Here is a 17,424-nt window from a genome sequence, read left to right as displayed (position 1 = left end):
GTTTAGGCGGTTTTCCATACCTTGCCTGTGCCGTCCGATTTCTCGAGAGAGGGCGTACATTCCCCGTTTACAAAGGCGTAATCGTTTTGCATAGGCTTGTAGCTTTCGATTTTGGCTTGGATGTGTTTAAGCATCTTTTCTCTATCCTTAGGAAGAGAGCCTCTTACCCTAAACTCCCGATAGTCATGGAAGCCGTCATAAAAAATAGGGCAGACCTCATTGCCTAAAAGCTCGATTAATCTTTTTTCTTCTATAAGATTTTCCGTCTCGCTTGCAGCCTGATATTTTCCCGCCCTTATATCTTTGTAAAGCGGAACTTCTTTGTGGAGAAACATCGAAAAATTTACAACACGGATGGGCTTCGTTCTATTTAAAAACTCTGCCGTCGCCTCGGCATTTTCTATGCTTCTGTCTTTTCCTGCTATGCCCGTCATAATGTGTGCCCCGAAAGAATAGCCGTGTTCTTGTATTTTAGAGATTGTCCTTTCGGCCTCGGCCCTTGTGTGATCCTTATTCATAAATAAAAGCACATCTTCCAAGCCGCTTTCTATTCCGATATAAAGAGTTCTAATTCCGTGAGTATATAATCTTGCCAATTCGGCATCGTTTTTTTGCAAAATGCCTGTGATTGTTGCATCCATGTTTATGCAATTACAATCGGGAAAATATTTATGAATTAAATTTAATATTTTTAAAAGATGTTCCGTTTTTAAATTAAAAGCGCTTCCGTCCCCTAAAAAAATTTTAGAAAGGTTCCCGTTTAAATTTTTTACGCGTATAAGCTCCTCTTCAATTTGCGAAAGAGGCAGTTCCCTATACTTTATACTGCGGAATAAATTACAAAACTTACACTTATTATATGAGCAGCCGACCATTACCGGAAGCATAAAAGAAGACCTTTCCATAGGAGGCCTGCAAATTCTACCTTCATATTCCATAAATATCTCCCACTTTTTCGATATCTATTTCTCGTTTTACAGTGCCTTTTATACTATTAAAAAAAGATAAACCGTTTTCAATTGATGAGTCATTAGTCTTTTTTTTATAAAAAATTAATGTGTTTATTTTTTCAGCGAGAATTTCTAAATCCGGCAATTCAAGATTATCCAACTGATTAAAATAGGAATAAGCAATATCAGACATACAAACCTCCTGATTACTCCTATTATATCATACTTTTCAATAAAAAAACACCCATCTAATAATCTCTTACCTCTCAAACTAGGATATCCAATTTCAATTTTGCCTCGGCTTGTACATAAGGTGTTTTTGTTATATAATTAGTTATATCTAAAAATCTTGTTAGATTTTTAGATATAACCGACGAGTTTTTAATAAGTCCACTTATTAAAAACATCGCAAAGGTTAAGGTAAGTTTCTAAAAACTGATGTTTTTAGAGACTTCTAATTATGAAATCCAGGTTGAGGAGGTTTAAGATTGAATCTTTACAGAAAACTGCCTATAGGTGTTCAAAGTTTTGAAGATTTACGCAAAAAGAATTTTTTATATGCGGATAAAACGGAATATGTGTTTCGGCTTGCAAATTTCAGTAAGGTCTACTTTTTAAGCCGTCCCCGCCGCTTCGGAAAAAGTCTTTTTCTTTCTACTCTTGAGGCCTATTTTTTAGGAAAAAAAGAGCTCTTTAACGGCCTATACATTGAGAAGGCAGAAGAAGAAAGAGCTAAGGCTGAAAACTCGGAGCCTTGGATTGAATATCCCGTTCTTTACTTGGATTTTAATATAGGAAAATATGATGAAAAAGAAGGTTTAAACCAAACCTTAAATTATCTTCTTACCAATCTTGAAAGAATATATGGAAGCAATAAAACTGATGACGGCTTATCTGCCCGTTTTGCAGGCATTATCAGCCGAGCTTATGAAAAAACAGGCAGGCAGGTTGTTATCCTCGTAGACGAGTACGATAAACCGCTTTTGCAAACAATGTCGGTAAATGAAACTCTAAACGAAGAATTCCGCAGTACTCTAAAATCTTTTTATTCCGTTATAAAAACTTGCGACAAGTACATACGCTTTGCCTTTTTAACGGGTGTAACCAAATTCAGCAAGGTAAGTATTTTTAGCGATTTAAATAACTTGCAGGATATAAGCCTTCACGAAGATTGCTCTGCCCTTTGCGGCATAACTCAAGAAGAATTGACAGCCGTTTTTTCTCCCGAAATTCAGGTACTAGCCGACAAAGAAAAAATAAGCTTTGAAGAATGTTTAATCCTCCTTAAAAAAAGATATGACGGATATCTTTTTGCAAAAGAAGGAAGGAGCGTTTATAATCCTTTTAGTCTTTTAAATGCTTTTTCTGCAAAGGATGTTGGAAGCTACTGGTTTGCAACGGGAACACCGACCTTCTTGGTAAACTATCTAAAAGATGCTCACTATAATATTCCCGACCTTGACGGAAATGTTGAGCTTGACGAAGCCGGCCTTGCCGATTACCGAGCCGACAAAAAAAACCCTCTGCCGATTTTGTTTCAGTCCGGCTATCTTACAATTAAAGAATATATAAGGGAGGCCGCTCTTTACAGATTAGGCTTTCCCAATGATGAGGTACGTTACGGCTTTTTTAAAAACCTTTTACCTGACTACACTTCCTTGCGTACCGATCAAACAGCATCTTCCGTTTGGCGTTTTACGGAAGATGTGAAGAACGGAAATGTAGCCGGCTTTATGGAAAGAATGCAGTCCATAATTGCAGGCGTCCCCTACGACAATCTTCCTAAAGACAAACTAAAACTTAGGGAGCAAAATTATCAGACTGCCGTGTACCTAATCTTTAAGCTGATGGGGCAATTTGTAGAAACTGAGGTGCACTGTGCCGCAGGAAGAGCAGATTCCATCGTGCATACTAAAGATACAATTTATATCTTTGAATTTAAACTTGCCGGGAACGGAAGTGCGGAAGATGCAATAGCACAGATAAAAGAAAAAGGCTATGTTGTGCCTTTTAAATCAAGCGGTAAAAAAATAGTCTTAATCGGTTCATCCTTTGACGAAAAGGAGCGCACCATAAAAGACTGGAAATATGAAACTTTTGATAACCAATAGATTTTAAAGGAAACAAAATTGAGTAAACTATTTGTTGTAGGTATCGGCCCCGGCGGGCCGGAACAGATGTCGGTTCAGGCTGTCGAGGCCTTAAAAGAGTCCGAAATAATCGTAGGTTATTCGGGCTATATTGAATATGTAAAACCCCTTATCGAAGGAAAGGAAGTTTTTCAAACCGGAATGACCGGCGAAATTGAAAGATGTAAGTATGCGGTTTCAAAGGTAAAGGAAGGAAAAACCGTAAGCATTATAAGCACGGGAGATGCCGGGCTTTACGGAATGGCAGGCCCAATCTTGGAACTTGCTCCCGATTTAAATGTCGAAATAGTTCCGGGAATTTCCGCAGCCTTTGCCGCAGCTTCAAGACTGGGAGCCCCCTTAATGCACGATACGGCCCTTATCAGCCTTTCCGACAGGCTCACCGATTATGAGGTTATAAAAAAAAGAGTCGGCTTAGCGGCGGAGGGCGACTTTGTAATTGGCCTCTACAATCCAAAATCCAAAACTCGTTCCGATTATATCGAAGAAGCCGTAAATATAATCTTAAAATTCAGGGCTCCCGAAACACCTGTAGGCATAGTAAAAAATGCCTGCCGTAACAACGAAAAAATAACCGTTACCGAGCTTCAAAAAATAAATTACGATGAAATCGACATGTTCAGCCTCATAATAATAGGCAACAGCAATACCTACATTCAAAACGGAAAAATAATTACCCCGCGAGGATATAAGATTAAATGATCTGGATTATAGGCGGAACAACCGAAGCCGGAAGCCTTGCAGATTTTTTAAAAGCAAAAAATGAGCCCTACATAATGAGCGTTGCAACGGAAGAAGGCAGGGACTTTTTTAAAAATCATAAACTTAAAATCGGCAGAATGGATGAATCCCAAATGGAACAGTTTTGTATTGAAGAAAAAATAAGCCTCATTGCCGATTTAAGCCATCCCTACGCCCTCATCGTTTCTCAAAATGCAAAAGCAACCGCTCAAAACTTGAACATAAAATATTTGCGCTTTACCCGCGGGGCTTCTCAATCCTCTGCCGATTTTGACCAAGGCGATTTTTATACATTTGATGACATGGAAGGTCTTTGCTCGTTTTTAAAAGAATTAAAATCTTCTGTTGTTTTTTTTACGACAGGCTCCAAGACCCTTGCCGATTTTGAAGTGTACCGCTCTTCAAACCGCTTTGTGTACCGAATTTTACCCACGGTTGACAGTGTCGAAAAATGTAAAAATGCGGGAGTAGTGACTCAGGACATAATTGCCATGACCGGCCCCTTTTCCCAAAATTTAAATGAGGCTATGTTTAAAGAATACGGAGCCTCCTATGTTGTTATGAAGGACAGCGGAGATGCCGGAGGTACAAAAGAAAAGCTCGCCGCCTGTGCGGCCCTCGGTATAAGGGCCTTAATTCTAAGACGGAGAAAAGAAGAGGGCATTAAAGGCTTTGAAGAATTTAGAAATGAGGTTTTAAGATATGGACATGCTTAGGATAGAAAATTTAAGCCTTTCCTACGGAGAAAAGCATGTTGTTCAAAACCTAAACTTGAGGGTTAAAAAGGGGCAGGTTGTTTCGATAATCGGGCCCAACGCTTCCGGTAAGTCTACCATTTTAAAAAGCATAGCAGGAATTATAAAACCTGCCGGCGGTAAAATCTTTATCGAAGAAAAAGACATCTCAAAAATGGATTCCAAAAGATTAGCCCAAAAGGTTTCTATTCTTTTGCAGCAAAACAGAACGCCCGACGATATAAGCGTTGAAGAGTTGGTCTATTTCGGCCGCTATCCGCGGAAAAAATGGTTTGAGGGTTTTGAATCTTCCGACAAAAAAATAATAGAAGAAGTTATGCGCCTTACAAACACCCTTTCCTTGCGCGATAAGACCTTAGAAAAACTTTCAGGCGGAGAAAGGCAGAGGGCTTGGATAGCCATGGCCCTTGCCCAAGAACCCGATATTCTTCTATTCGATGAGCCTACAACCTATCTGGATTTGGCCCATCAGATAGAATTCTTGGAACTGGTAAACCGTCTAAACAGGGAAACGGGCGTTACGGCCGTCTTGGTTCTCCACGATTTAAATCAGGCCGCCCGCTACGGCAACTACCTTTTTGCCATGAAAGACGGCCGACTCTTTGCCCAAGGCAGTCCCCAAGAGGTTCTTACCCCTCAAAATATTTTAAGCATCTATAAGATAGAAGCTGATATCATCAATAGATCCGACAGATTGGTCGTGATTCCAAGATAATGCATAGATAAACGCCGCTGCAATCTGGTTTACAAACTATGGAGAAATATGAGAGTGGAAAAATGTTTAATTTAATCTAAAATTATGGAATTACGGACTTGAAAAACATGATTTTTTGAGGTAGTATTTGGACGGGTTTAATGTATGTTAGAATGACGCCTATCGGCGCGAGGAGAAAAGAATGAGAAAAGTAGTATTGGTGATTGTTTTATTTTTTTCAGTTAATTGCCTGTTTTCTGAAAAGAATAAATATTTTTTTTATGTTCCGTCAACTGAAGAAATGCAGGTTTATTTTAGTATGAAGAATTACCTTTCAGAATGGGATGCCGGCAAACGTGTAGTAGATGATTTAACTTTCGATAAAATATATCAAAATAATATTGGAAAAGAAACGATAAATAGTCTACTACTTGAAAGTTTTTTTAGAAATACACGAAATGCCAAGATACAACAGCAATTAAAAAAATATATAAAATCCAATAAAATTGACTCATCATTTTCAAAAGCAATAGTAAAGAAAATTGATTCAAAATTAGAAAAACAAAAGACATCAGAAAAAGAAGTATGGAGATATAATTATGATGATAAGGAATTTGATGAGAATATAAATTTATTCAATTTTAGAGAAGCGAATGTGTTTAATAATAAACTCGGTATGCTGCTCTTTGATAATGATTGGAATCAAATTTCTTTTAGTCAAAAAGAAAAGACTTCCGAAGATAAATTTTTTCTGATTTACGGAGGTGGTACAAACTCAATAACAATTAATTTCTATGAGAAAAATGGAGTAAAGAGAGAAGATTTGGATGTTGCGATGAACCAAGGCTATTATAAAAACAGACATCCAAATAATTGGCAGTCAATAGAGTTGGAGCGTGAAGGAATTTTATGGAATTGTGGAGCCGATAAATATATTATTGCTTTCGGAAGTGATCCGGAAGGTAGTTCAGCAACCTTTAATGCATATCTTTATGATGAAAAAGAAAAAAGATTATATTTGATGAGTACATCAATGAATTTTTCAAATATCAATATGTTTTATTCTGAAAGATATAGAATATATAATTATTTACTTTTCAATTCATTGTTTTGTTTTATAAATAAAAAATAATCAGTTCTAACACTCATATTCAACCTGCCATTGCGGAGGAGCCGCAAATGCAGGTTAAGCGAATGCTAGACGACAGCCCTCTGAGCCGGTAAAGTAATATAAATGTACAAATAAACCGTTTTATTGTCGGCAAAATAAAATTGAATTTAAATACATAAATCCGCTTTATATATTGCCGATAATGTGTTATAATATTACCTATGAATAAGATAAAATACATATCTGTTAAAGAAACTGCAAAGCGCTGGCAAATCAGTGAACGTAGTGTAAGAAATTACTGCTTGCAGGGTAGAATTGCGGGGGCTCTATTAGAAGGTAAAACATGGAAAATCCCTTCCGATGCAAAAAAGCCTCATCGAAAAACTCGTCATACAGCAAAACAAGATACTCTCTTATCATTTCTTAAACGTGAAAAAGAAGCCGGTCTGAAAGGCGGAATTTATCACAAAATTCAGATTGATCTTACTTATAATTCAAATCACATCGAAGGTTCAAAACTTACCCACGAGCAGACTCGATTCATTTTTGAAACAAGAACTATTGGCATTACAGATGACGTTGTTAGAGTTGATGATATTGTTGAAACAGTCAATCATTTTCATTGTATTGATTTAATAATAGAAGGTGCACATACGAAACTTTCAGAAAGTTTTATAAAAGAGCTTCATTATGTTCTAAAGTACGGTACAACTGACAGCCGGAAATCATGGTTTAAGGTTGGGGATTATAAAATGCTGGAAAACGAAGTGGGCGGCGATGAAACTACAAAACCTGCGGATGTTGCAGCAGAGATGAAAGCATTATTAACGGAATACAATTTAAAAGCTAAAATCACTTTTGATGACATCTTAGATTTTCATGTCCGGTTTGAAGCTATTCATCCATTTCAAGACGGTAATGGCCGTATCGGAAGATTAATAATTTTCAAGGAATGTCTTAAACATAATATTGTTCCCTTCATAATTACTGAAGAACTAAAAATTTACTATTACAGAGGAATTAAAAATTGGAAAAACGAACGCGGTTTTTTAAGGGATACCTGTTTTACCGGACAGGATTTAATGAAGCAATATTTGGATTATTTTGGTATTATGTATGATTAATTATTATTTTAATTCATAGTGCTTGCGTAGTTTTACAATAAAAATCTTAAAAAATACGGTATGATTTTAGAAAAGCTATTGACCCTTTTTTTTTCTATTAGTATCTTCTTAGTAAGATAAAGTTATAGCTATAGTTGGAGTTCAAATGAGTAAGAATCATGAAAAGCAGGCCGATAAAAAACAGGCGGAGAAGGAAGAACTTGAAAAAGACCTTCAGCCTAAAGATGAGTCTGCCGTGAAAGATGAACAAGGGGCCGGATGCGGTTGTGAAGCTTCAAAAGAAATCCCTCAAGAAGAAAAAGCAGAGCAAAACGCTTCTACCGGCGAAACATGCGGAAAAGAAACGGAAAATGATAAGGCTTCTGAGCTTGCAAAAAGACTCGAAGAATCGGAAGCTCAATGTAAGGACTGGCAGGATCAGTATTTACGCAAGGCTGCGGATTTTGAAAACTACCGCAAGCGTATGATTAGGGAAAAGCAGGAAGCTATCGACTATGCAAACGGTAATCTGCTTTTGGATCTTGTACAGGTTCTGGATGATTTTGACAGGGCTATCGATGCCGGTAAAAATCAAGGTGGAGAAGCCGCAAGCAATGCCTTTGCTGAAGGCGTTGTGATGATAAAAAAACAAATGGTTTCTATGCTGAGCTCAAAGTACGGACTTAGCTATTACCCTGCAAAGGGAGAAGCCTTTGACCCGAACCTTCACGAAGCAGTTTCGATGATTCAGTCTCCTGATGTAAAAGAGGCTGTTGTAGGGGAAGAACTCCAAAAGGGTTATAAACTAAAGGAAAGAGTGATCCGTCACTCCAAGGTAATGGTCTTAATGCCTGCCCAAAAGCAGGATGAAAAAGAGGCGGAAGAAAACGAAGCCGCCGATAAAACAAACGAAAATTAGGTAATAGGAGATATTGAAAATGGGAAAGATTATAGGAATTGACTTGGGAACAACAAACTCTTGCGTATCGGTAATGGAAGGCGGCGAGCCTGTCGTTATACCGAACTCTGAAGGCGGAAGAACAACTCCGTCCATCGTAGGCTTTACCTCAAAAGATGAAAGGGTTGTAGGACAGCCTGCAAAAAACCAAATGATTACCAACCCCGAAAGAACGGTTTACTCGGTAAAGCGCTTTATCGGACACCGCTACAATGAACTCACAGACGAGTTAAAGCGTGTTCCCTACAAAATTGTACCTCAGGGCGACGATGTAAGAATCGACATTGACGGAAAACTTTATTCCACACAGGAAATTTCCGCCTTTACCTTGCAGAAAATGAAGAAAACAGCCGAAGACTATCTCGGCGAAACCGTAACCGAAGCTGTTATAACTGTTCCGGCTTATTTTAATGATGCTCAGAGACAAGCAACAAAGGATGCCGGAAAAATCGCCGGTTTGGAAGTAAAGCGAATTATAAACGAGCCCACTGCCGCTTCCTTGGCCTTCGGTTTTAACAAGGACTCCAAAAAAGAAAAAACAATCGCCGTATATGACCTTGGAGGAGGAACCTTCGATATTTCTATTCTTGAACTGGGTGACGGCGTTTTTGAAGTAAAATCCACAAACGGAGATACCCATTTAGGCGGTGACGACTTTGATAATCGAATAGTAAACTGGCTCGTTGACGAGTTTAAAAAGGATACCGGTATCGACCTTTCCAAGGATAGGATGGCCTTACAGCGCTTGCGCGAGGCTGCCGAAAAGGCAAAGATTGAACTTTCTTCCGTTGCAAATGCCGATATAAACTTGCCCTTTATCACAGCCGATGCAAACGGGCCTAAGCACTTACAAAAGAGTCTATCCAGGGCTAAGTTTGAACAGATGACCGAAGACCTCTTTGAAAGAACAAAGGAGCCTTGCCGAAAAGCATTGAAGGATGCAGGCATCACTCCCGACAAAATCGACGAAATTCTTTTGGTCGGCGGTTCAACCCGAATGCCCAAAATTTTGCAGATTATAAAAGAAATCTTCGGTAAAGAAGGCTCTAAGAGCGTAAACCCCGATGAGGCCGTAGCAATGGGAGCCGCTATTCAGGGCGGTATCTTGGGCGGAGACGTTAAAGATGTTCTTCTCTTGGACGTTACTCCGCTTTCATTGGGTATCGAGACAATGGGCGGCGTATTTACTCCCCTTATCAACCGAAATACCACTATTCCGACGAGAAAGAGTCAGGTCTTCTCGACGGCTGCCGACGGACAGACTGCCGTTTCTATCCATGTATTGCAGGGGGAACGCGGTATGGCCAGCCAGAACAGAACTCTCGGCAACTTTGACCTCGTAGGTATTCCTCCTGCACCCCGCGGTGTTCCGCAGATTGAAGTTACCTTCGATATTGACGCAAACGGTATCGTTCACGTTTCGGCTAAGGACCTCGGAACCGGAAAGGAACAGCACATCCGCATCGAAAGCTCAAGCGGCCTAAGCGAGAGCGAAATCGACAGGATGGTTAAAGAGGCTGAGGCCAATGCCGAAAACGATAAGCTCGAAAGAGAAAAGGTTGAGGCAAAGAATAATGCAGACTCTCTTATTTATCAAACCGAAAAAACTCTTAAAGAAATGGGAGACAAGATAGGAGCTGCCGATAAACAAAACATCGAAACTGCAATAGCCGATTTAAGACAGGCCCTTGCTTCCGATAATACTGCCGACATTAAGGCAAAGACTGAAAGTCTCCAGCAGGCAGCCTATAAGATTGCAGAAGAAATGTACAAGCAGCAGGGAGCTCAAGCAGGAGCAGACCCCAACGCAGGTGCTCAAGGAGCTCAGCAGGGCGGCCCCAATTACGGCGCTTCCGGAGCAGGGCCCAACACAGGCACAGCCGATGATGTTGACTATGAAGTCGTAAATGATGATAATGATAAATAAATTTTAAGAACTAAAACGGCGGAGAAAGAGGCTTTAGATTTTATAATTTCTCTTTTCTCCGCCTATTAAATTTGTATACTGGGAGTTTTTAGTGCCGGCATCTAAAAGAGACTATTACGAGGTTTTAGGCGTAGATAAAAGAGCCTCAAATGACGAAATCAAAAAAGCATATCGAAAATTAGCAATCAAATATCATCCCGATAAAAATCAAGGGGATAAGGCAGCTGAAGAAAAATTTAAAGAAGCTACTGAAGCTTATGAAATTCTTATAGACGAAAAAAAGCGCAGCATGTACGACCAATTCGGCCATGCCGGTGTAGACGGAATGTCGGGCGGCGGAGGCTATGATCCTTCGGCCTTCCAAGGTTTTGAAGACATCTTCGGCGGAAGCTTTTCGGATATTTTTGAAAATCTATTCGGAGGCGGTTTTGCCCGTGCTTCCGGTTTCGGAGGCCGCCATGCCGGCCCTATCCGCGGTTCCAATCTTCGCTATGATCTTCAAATTTCTTTTGTTGATGCAGTCTACGGTAAAAAAGCCGAGTTAAGTTACACCCGTAACGAAAAGTGCACCGAATGTCACGGAACAGGAAGCGAGAGCGGAAGCTCAAAAAGAATGTGTCCTGATTGTAGAGGTACCGGGCAAGTGCGCCAAAGTACGGGCTTCTTTTCTATATCTAGGCCATGTCCCACCTGCGGCGGTGAAGGTTCCATAATCGAAAAACCGTGTAAAAAATGCGGAGGGAACGGTTTAGAGCGCAAAAAACAGCGCATAATCGTTACCATTCCTGCCGGTGTCGAAAACGGAAAACGGATTACCATTCCGAGTCAAGGAAACGCAGGTCAGTCAGGCGGAGATTACGGAGATCTTTTTGTATTTATCTTTGTTCAAGCTCATCCTTATTTTGAGAGAAACGGAATAGACCTCTACTGCGCAGTGCCTATATCAATGACACAGGCTGCCTTGGGCGGAGAAATAAACATCAAATCCCTTGACGAAAAAACCTTAAAGCTTAAAATCCCTGCCGGCACACAAAACGGAAAACTTTTAAGAATCCGCGGCGAAGGAGTTCCTACAGGCATAGGCCGAAAAGGCGATCTTTACATTCAAATTCAAGTGCAAATTCCTTCAAAATTATCGTCAAAGTCAAAAAAACTTTTGCAGGAAATTTCCGAGCTTGAAGGCGAAAATGAGACCCCGAACCTCATAGCCTTAAAGGATTTGCCTTAAAATAGGCAGTTTGAATTTTTTTTGCTTTAGACTTTATCTTTATTTCATTTTATGGTATAATATCTCCTACGCTGGAGAGGTCATTAATGATAAAATTACGCAAATTGCTTTCTAATATTCTAATAAGTATTGGAATGGGCAGTGTTTTTGCTCTTTTCTCAATATTCGTTAGTCCTAGATTTTTGTTTTTGGGCAAATTTTATTCTGCTAATGATATGACCCTAGCTCTAAGCCGGTTGGCAAGAATCCCTGAAATAAGACAAGAACACCGCTTTGCCATAGGAGCATTGGTTTTTATTATTGTTGCTATCTTTACGGATTATCTTTTGCGGACGTTCTATAAAAAAATAGAAAACACGGAATATGCTCGGCCAAAGAATAAAATATTTGTCTCTTTTTTGGAAAGGCTGAGGTTCTGCTATACAATTGAAAACTTGATAGATGCGGTTCAAACTGAACTTGAGTATGCCGGTGATTGTTCGGTTATGCTCGTAGATGCCGGCAATAATATTGTTTTATATAACAGCTCATCAAGATTTATTTCTTCTCCTGAAACCTTTACTTCGCTAAATGAAATTACGGCGGAATATAAGCCGGGTGTTTATTATTTTAATGCCGATATGCAAAAATGTACGCTAAAAAAAGCCCGTATTGCTGCGGTTTTATTAGACGATATTCATTTTTTTATCATTTGCGGATATTTTAATGAGATAGAACCTGAAATTTTTAACACAATGTTTTCGGAATTTTTAAGTTATCAAAACAGAATTTCTACTCTTGAACAGCTCTTATATTTTTCGGAATTGAGTCAGGAATGGAACATGGTTGCAAATACGCAAAAAGCCTTCCTTCCTCAAAAGCTTCCTGAAATGCCTATGCTTGAGCTGGCAGCTTATTTTAAACCTCTTGTAAACGTATCGGGCGACTATTATGATGCCATAAAAATAGATGACAATAAAACTCTTCTTGTTGTAGGAGACGTTTCGGGAAAGGGGCTTTCTGCAGCATTGGTTATGGGTATTGTTGTTAATACTATCAAGATAGCCAAAAATAAAGAAGACCTTCCTGCTTTGATTCTTGCTGTTGACAGCGCCATAAAACGAATGGGACTTTTGGATAAGTACACTGTTTTATTTTTGGGCCTCGTCGATACGGAAAAAATGACCATAAAATATGTTAACGCTTCGATGGAAGACCCTATGATTCTTACGGAATCTCCTGACGGTTACAAGGTAAAGGTTCTTGAATCTACTTGCAGTATTGTAGGAATTATCGAATTCGATAAGATTGAAGTTCATGAGAGACCGCTTTATAGGGGTGATGTAATTTTAATGATGACGGACGGTGTTCCTGAATCTATGAACAATGAAGGTGTTGAATTGGCCGAGACCGATAATTATATGGAATCTATAAAATCTTTTGTTAAAGATAGTGCAGAAGATATTGTCGAGAAGGTCGCAGGAATGGCTTATGCCCATACAGGTAATCAGCCCATGAGGGATGACATTACAATAATGTGTGCTAAGGTAAAGGGGTAAGTTATGGGTCTGATTGTTTTTGTATTCTTTTTTCTTGTTGTTTTAACGATACTTGCAATAAATCTGGGTTATAAAAAGGAGCCCTATGCTCGGGATCTTTTTATGATCGCAGTAAGTACGGCAATAACGACCTTGCTTTTTTTGGCATTAATATTGTCTATATATTTTAATATTTCTGCGGTAATTGTTCCTATCTCAAAAATATTCATGCTTGGGATGGCTGCAATTTCGTTTTTTACCTTGCAGTTTACAATAAAAATGCCGCGCTTTGAAAATAAAAAAAACTTTTCCTTTACAATCTTTAATGCCGTCTTGCACGCAGGTATAGCCGCGCTGGCAATCTTCTTTATAAAAAGTTTTTCTTGGAATGCCTTGTTAGGTTTTAAATTTAATTCGGCAATGATAGCAGGCAGTTCCGCTGCAGATATGTTTCAAAGACTTCTTCTGTTGGAAGTGCCTATTTTAGCGATGGCTGTTTCCGTTTTTAAAATCATTAAAGAACCCGGCAGAATTTATCGGCAGCAGATGGCTATTTATTTTACGGCTCTTCTTTTTAGTGCGGTAATTTGGAGTACTGTACATTATATCGCTCATATTTTTTCATGGGCGATTGCAATAAACCCTTTAGGATATTTGTTTTTAATCTTCTTTGCATCATACGGTTTTTCAACCTCAATGGTTTATGACAGAAAACGATTAGGTTTTATTTTATTGAGGTTTTTAATTTTTATTTTAATTTTTGCTGCTGTGACGGGATTTTGGGCTTCTTGGGTTTTGACATATGTAAGAAACTTTTATCTGCAAGTTGTTTTGTTGATAATCGGCGCCTTTATTTTTCTTGTCATTCGAAATTTTGTATCGCAAAAAATGAGATGGTTTTTTGGTGATACTTCCGAGTATGCAAAAGCTATCGAAGAAAAATTACAAAAAATTGATTATACCGAAGGCCGCGAAAAGGTCATGAAAAACTTCTCAAATGTTTTATTGGCTCAACTGCGCGCCGGATCTATCAGTATTTTAATTGCGAGTGAAAATGAAATACTGGAGCCTGTTTATTCTACATTGGATATAAACACCGGCTTTAATGCTAAACAGCCTATTTTTGAATTTTTATTGAATGAAAATATTCAGGTTGTAATGAGGTCTCAGGTTTTAACAAACCCCGACTTTTTGAATGTAAGAAGTGACTTGATCGGTTTTATGAACAGTACATATTCCGAAATTTTAATATGCGTTCGTGAAGGACAAAAATTGATAGGCGTTATAGCTATTTCTGCTAAGAAAAAGAATGAAGCTTATACTGCTTATGATTTTGATGTATTGAAAAGTCTTTATTCATATTTTTTCTTGGTTGTTTATTATTTGAGAAATATAGCAAAACAGGATATAGTTCTTATTCTTGACCGTGAAATCGAAATGTCGGATCAGATTATCGGGGCAATTCAAAAGAATATCGATATCGTCGAAAAAAAGGTTATTGATGTGGATTCGATTGCCTTTTCAGCCCATCAACTGGGAGGCGATTTTACAGACTTTATTAGATTGTCTGAAGATAGATATTTATTTTTGATAGGAGACGTTTCCGGTAAGGGATTGAGTGCAAGTATGTCGATGGTTATTTTAAAATCGGTTCTACATACCTATCTTTCTGAAACTCCGGATTTTAAAGAACTTGTAGTAAAAATAAATTCTTTTATTAAAGATAATCTTCCCAAAGGAACTTTCCTTGCCGGACTTTTCGGTATCATTGATTTTAAAACATCTACAATTTATTATCTTAACTGCGGTATTCCTCTTATGTCGATGTATATCGATTCTTATAAAAATGTTATAGAGATTCAAGGTGAAGGAAAAGTATTGGGTTTTGTAAAAAATATAAGGCCATTTTTAAAGGTTAGAAGAATCACAATGAACCGTAACGATATTATAGTTTTTACGACTGATGGTTTGTTGGATTCTAAAAACTTAAAAGGTGATAAATTCGGAAATGACAGAGTCAGTCGATTGATTGCAGCAAATAAAACAAAATCCGCAAACGAAATTTCTAATATCATATATAGAACTTTTTTGGATTATATTGCCAAAGAAATTGAAGACGATATCACTATCATGACGTTTAAACATATATAAAAAGGATGTACTATGGAAAATTTAATTATTAATGAATCAAATGTATCCGGATGTTTGTTATTAACTGTCGAGGGTACCGTCAATCTTTATACGTCAGGTGACTTTGAAAAAAAAGTATATTCGGCGATTAAAGATAATGATGTGATTTTAGATTTATCAAAGGTGATAAGTCTTTCATCATCGGGTATCGGCGTGTTAATGTCTGCACATAATGACGGCGAAGATAACGGACATAAACTGTATATTTTGAATCCTGCAAAAGATGTCAAAATGGCTTTGGACACAACCGGTTTTTCGGATGTATTCAATATTATCCATTCTGTTGATGAGATATAAATAATTTTTATAAATATTAAAGTATGCATTCTACTCTAAAGAAGTATTTTTTTCTCTCTTTCTTTTTTATTTTAATACTTTGCATCTATCCAAATGATAAAACAGATTCGGATGAAAATGTATATAAAAAAAATTATGTTGAATTTTCAAAAATTCTTCCGCAAAATATACGCGATAAAATAAACAAAAATAAAAAAAAGTTTTTTAAAGACTTAAATAAAGTTTTGGCTGCAGAAAAAGAAGGAGAATTGATTTTGGTCGATAAAAAGCATCTTCTTGATAATACTTATAAGCCTAAAAACGTTATATTGTTGTTCAATATGAAAGACAGAAAATATCTTCTCGATCGATTCGATATTTATCTGGCAAAAATTGCAGAACGGCCTTTACAAAAGATGGCAGAGGCAGCAAAAAAAGATGGAATAAAAATATGGGTAAGTTCGGCTTATAGACCTTATAATTATCAATCAAAACTTTTTGCAAGATATGTTCGTGTATACGGTAAAAAGAAAGCCTTATCTTTTTCAGCACCTCCCGGGGCAAGTCAGCATCAGCTGGGTACTGTTGTAGATTTCGGCAGTATTTCGAATTCTTATGCCGGTACTGCTGCAGGGAAATGGATGCTTAAGAATGCGTGGAAGTACGGCTGGTCGCTTTCCTATCCAAAGCATATGGAGCATATTACGGGCTATAAATGGGAAAGTTGGCATTACAGATATTTAGGCGTTGAGGCTTGCAAGTTTCAAAAAGAATGGTTCGGTGATGTTCAGCAATATATGCTGGAGTTCATTCATATTTGGAAAAAACAAAAAGCAAAACTCAATTAGGCTTCAATGTCTTTTTCGGATAGGCCGAACCCTTCGGCTTCGCAGTTGCAGATGCCGTAGGGTTCAACATGTATCATTACATCATAAACATTTTCTATCTTTTCTTTTATTGCAGAAGTTACCTTTTCAGCGATACAGTGGCCTTCGCAGATACTTATTTTGGCATCAACTTCTATATCCAGATCAATATCTAAAAGATTGGACATCCTCCTTATTCTTGCTCGATGAGGATTATGTGCGCCTTCAACGGAATTTGCAGCTTCAAATAATTTTTTGTATAAGAGCTCGTTTGTGTTTCCATCCATTAGTTCAACATTTAATTCTATAAAAAGTTCTATGCCCGATTTCATAATCCACACACTTACCAAAAGGGCTGTAATTGCATCAAAAAACGGCGCATTAAAAAAGTATGAGATTGCAAGACCGGTTAAAACCGAAGCAGAAAGAATAACGTCATTTGTCATGTTTTTTGCATTTGCCTGAATCATCATGCTTCCCGCTTTTTTGCCGAGAATATGTTGATTTAAAGCTAAAAGGAGTTTAACGGCTATCGAAGATGCCGTAACGATAACTGCAAGTATGTGGGGCATCGGAATATTTGCAGTTCCTTTATAAACATTTATTAGTTTTCCTGCTGCTGTAAGAAAAAGTTGAAACCCTGCTGTCATTATTATAAATGATAAGATGAGAGCTGCCATTGTTTCAGCACGCTGATGACCCCAAGGATGTTTTTTGTCTGAAGGTATGTTTATTATAAAACTCACCGCAAGTGTAATGATCGATATTATTACGTCAGTTGCCGAGTCTAGGCCGTCGCCTATTACCGAAAGACTTTGTGCATAAATACCTATTATAAGTTTTGCAATACATATTATTATATTTCCTATGAGGGCTGTAAGAGATGCAATTCTGACAAGTTTTATTCTATTATCGCTATTCATTTTTATAGTATATCAAAACCGTAAAATAAAATCAA

At 37.9% G+C, this 17,424-nt stretch carries 16 protein-coding genes; 13 read left to right on the top strand and 3 right to left on the bottom strand.

What is annotated here, in order from left to right:
• Positions 1–2: 2 nt before the first annotated feature.
• Both E4O01_RS11480 and E4O01_RS11475 read right to left on the bottom strand, forming a co-directional pair.
• Positions 3–938 carry a radical SAM protein gene (locus E4O01_RS11480; RefSeq protein ID WP_253692322.1) on the bottom strand — a complete coding sequence of 312 codons (936 nt, stop codon included), beginning with the start codon at positions 936–938 and terminating at the stop codon, positions 3–5.
• On the bottom strand, positions 928–1,143 hold the full coding sequence (locus E4O01_RS11475; protein WP_253692321.1) for a hypothetical protein: 216 nt from the start codon (positions 1,141–1,143) through the stop codon (positions 928–930). Before E4O01_RS11475 ends, E4O01_RS11480 begins: the two co-directional genes overlap by 11 nt.
• Positions 1,144–1,438: 295 nt before the next feature.
• Here E4O01_RS11475 and E4O01_RS11470 point away from each other — a divergent pair, with 295 nt between their 5' ends.
• The 13 genes from E4O01_RS11470 to E4O01_RS11410 all read left to right on the top strand — a co-directional run bounded on the left by E4O01_RS11470 (position 1,439) and on the right by E4O01_RS11410 (position 16,448).
• Entirely contained in the window at positions 1,439–3,061 is a 1,623-nt protein-coding gene (locus tag E4O01_RS11470) for an ATP-binding protein (RefSeq protein ID WP_253692320.1), read from the top strand.
• Positions 3,062–3,079: 18 nt separating this feature from the next.
• Entirely contained in the window at positions 3,080–3,802 is a 723-nt protein-coding gene (cobJ, locus tag E4O01_RS11465; RefSeq protein ID WP_253692319.1) for a precorrin-3B C(17)-methyltransferase, read from the top strand.
• A complete protein-coding gene (gene cobK, locus E4O01_RS11460) occupies positions 3,799–4,557 on the top strand; it encodes a precorrin-6A reductase (RefSeq protein WP_253692318.1) in 759 nt (252 codons plus the stop codon). The genes cobJ and cobK overlap by 4 nt, the downstream gene beginning before the upstream one ends.
• A complete protein-coding gene (locus tag E4O01_RS11455) occupies positions 4,544–5,311 on the top strand; it encodes an ABC transporter ATP-binding protein (RefSeq protein WP_253692317.1) in 768 nt (255 codons plus the stop codon). Before cobK ends, E4O01_RS11455 begins: the two co-directional genes overlap by 14 nt.
• A 181-nt stretch (positions 5,312–5,492) precedes the next feature.
• On the top strand, positions 5,493–6,422 hold the full coding sequence (locus tag E4O01_RS11450; protein WP_253677452.1) for a hypothetical protein: 930 nt from the start codon (positions 5,493–5,495) through the stop codon (positions 6,420–6,422).
• 200 nt (positions 6,423–6,622) lie between these two features.
• Complete coding sequence (locus tag E4O01_RS11445) at positions 6,623–7,525, top strand: Fic family protein (protein ID WP_253692316.1); 903 nt, start codon at positions 6,623–6,625, stop codon at positions 7,523–7,525.
• A gap of 145 nt (positions 7,526–7,670) precedes the next feature.
• Entirely contained in the window at positions 7,671–8,423 is a 753-nt protein-coding gene (locus E4O01_RS11440; RefSeq protein WP_253692315.1) for a nucleotide exchange factor GrpE, read from the top strand.
• Between the two features lie 19 nt (positions 8,424–8,442).
• On the top strand, positions 8,443–10,389 hold the full coding sequence (dnaK, locus tag E4O01_RS11435) for a molecular chaperone DnaK (protein WP_253692314.1): 1,947 nt from the start codon (positions 8,443–8,445) through the stop codon (positions 10,387–10,389).
• Between the two features lie 91 nt (positions 10,390–10,480).
• Positions 10,481–11,617: a molecular chaperone DnaJ gene (gene dnaJ / locus E4O01_RS11430; protein WP_253692313.1), complete on the top strand. Its 1,137-nt coding sequence runs from the start codon at positions 10,481–10,483 to the stop codon at positions 11,615–11,617.
• An 86-nt stretch (positions 11,618–11,703) separates the two neighbouring features.
• Complete coding sequence (locus E4O01_RS11425; RefSeq protein ID WP_253692312.1) at positions 11,704–13,155, top strand: PP2C family protein-serine/threonine phosphatase; 1,452 nt, start codon at positions 11,704–11,706, stop codon at positions 13,153–13,155.
• Positions 13,156–13,158: 3 nt separating this feature from the next.
• Complete coding sequence (locus E4O01_RS11420) at positions 13,159–15,285, top strand: PP2C family protein-serine/threonine phosphatase (protein WP_253692311.1); 2,127 nt, start codon at positions 13,159–13,161, stop codon at positions 15,283–15,285.
• 12 nt (positions 15,286–15,297) lie between these two features.
• Positions 15,298–15,621, top strand: a complete 324-nt coding sequence (locus E4O01_RS11415; RefSeq protein ID WP_253692310.1) for an STAS domain-containing protein — start codon at positions 15,298–15,300, stop codon at positions 15,619–15,621.
• 23 nt (positions 15,622–15,644) lie between these two features.
• On the top strand, positions 15,645–16,448 hold the full coding sequence (locus tag E4O01_RS11410) for a M15 family metallopeptidase (RefSeq protein ID WP_253692309.1): 804 nt from the start codon (positions 15,645–15,647) through the stop codon (positions 16,446–16,448).
• On the opposite strand, the gene E4O01_RS11405 is transcribed toward E4O01_RS11410, so the two are convergent.
• Positions 16,445–17,389 (bottom strand): cation diffusion facilitator family transporter, encoded by a 945-nt coding sequence (locus tag E4O01_RS11405; protein ID WP_253692308.1) that lies wholly within the window; start codon positions 17,387–17,389, stop codon positions 16,445–16,447. The two genes, E4O01_RS11410 and E4O01_RS11405, sit on opposite strands and share 4 nt — an antisense overlap.
• Positions 17,390–17,424: the final 35 nt, after the last annotated feature.

The sequence above is a fragment of the Treponema sp. OMZ 790 genome (genome assembly GCF_024181285.1).
GTDB lineage: Bacteria > Spirochaetota > Spirochaetia > Treponematales > Treponemataceae > Treponema_B.
Note: the sequence above shows the minus strand (reverse complement) of the source record. Positions and strands in the feature narration are given on the sequence as shown.

Coding starts and splice junctions, on each gene's coding strand:
- E4O01_RS11410 (WP_253692309.1), top strand. CDS start 15,645: ATGCATTCTACTCTAAAGAAGTATTTTTTTCTCTCTTTCTTTTTTATT.
- dnaK (WP_253692314.1), top strand. CDS start 8,443: ATGGGAAAGATTATAGGAATTGACTTGGGAACAACAAACTCTTGCGTA.
- E4O01_RS11420 (WP_253692311.1), top strand. CDS start 13,159: ATGGGTCTGATTGTTTTTGTATTCTTTTTTCTTGTTGTTTTAACGATA.
- E4O01_RS11475 (WP_253692321.1), bottom strand. CDS start 1,143: ATGTCTGATATTGCTTATTCCTATTTTAATCAGTTGGATAATCTTGAA.
- E4O01_RS11445 (WP_253692316.1), top strand. CDS start 6,623: ATGAATAAGATAAAATACATATCTGTTAAAGAAACTGCAAAGCGCTGG.
- E4O01_RS11405 (WP_253692308.1), bottom strand. CDS start 17,389: ATGAATAGCGATAATAGAATAAAACTTGTCAGAATTGCATCTCTTACA.
- E4O01_RS11450 (WP_253677452.1), top strand. CDS start 5,493: ATGAGAAAAGTAGTATTGGTGATTGTTTTATTTTTTTCAGTTAATTGC.
- E4O01_RS11415 (WP_253692310.1), top strand. CDS start 15,298: ATGGAAAATTTAATTATTAATGAATCAAATGTATCCGGATGTTTGTTA.
- E4O01_RS11455 (WP_253692317.1), top strand. CDS start 4,544: ATGGACATGCTTAGGATAGAAAATTTAAGCCTTTCCTACGGAGAAAAG.
- E4O01_RS11480 (WP_253692322.1), bottom strand. CDS start 938: ATGGAATATGAAGGTAGAATTTGCAGGCCTCCTATGGAAAGGTCTTCT.
- cobK (WP_253692318.1), top strand. CDS start 3,799: ATGATCTGGATTATAGGCGGAACAACCGAAGCCGGAAGCCTTGCAGAT.
- E4O01_RS11425 (WP_253692312.1), top strand. CDS start 11,704: ATGATAAAATTACGCAAATTGCTTTCTAATATTCTAATAAGTATTGGA.
- E4O01_RS11440 (WP_253692315.1), top strand. CDS start 7,671: ATGAGTAAGAATCATGAAAAGCAGGCCGATAAAAAACAGGCGGAGAAG.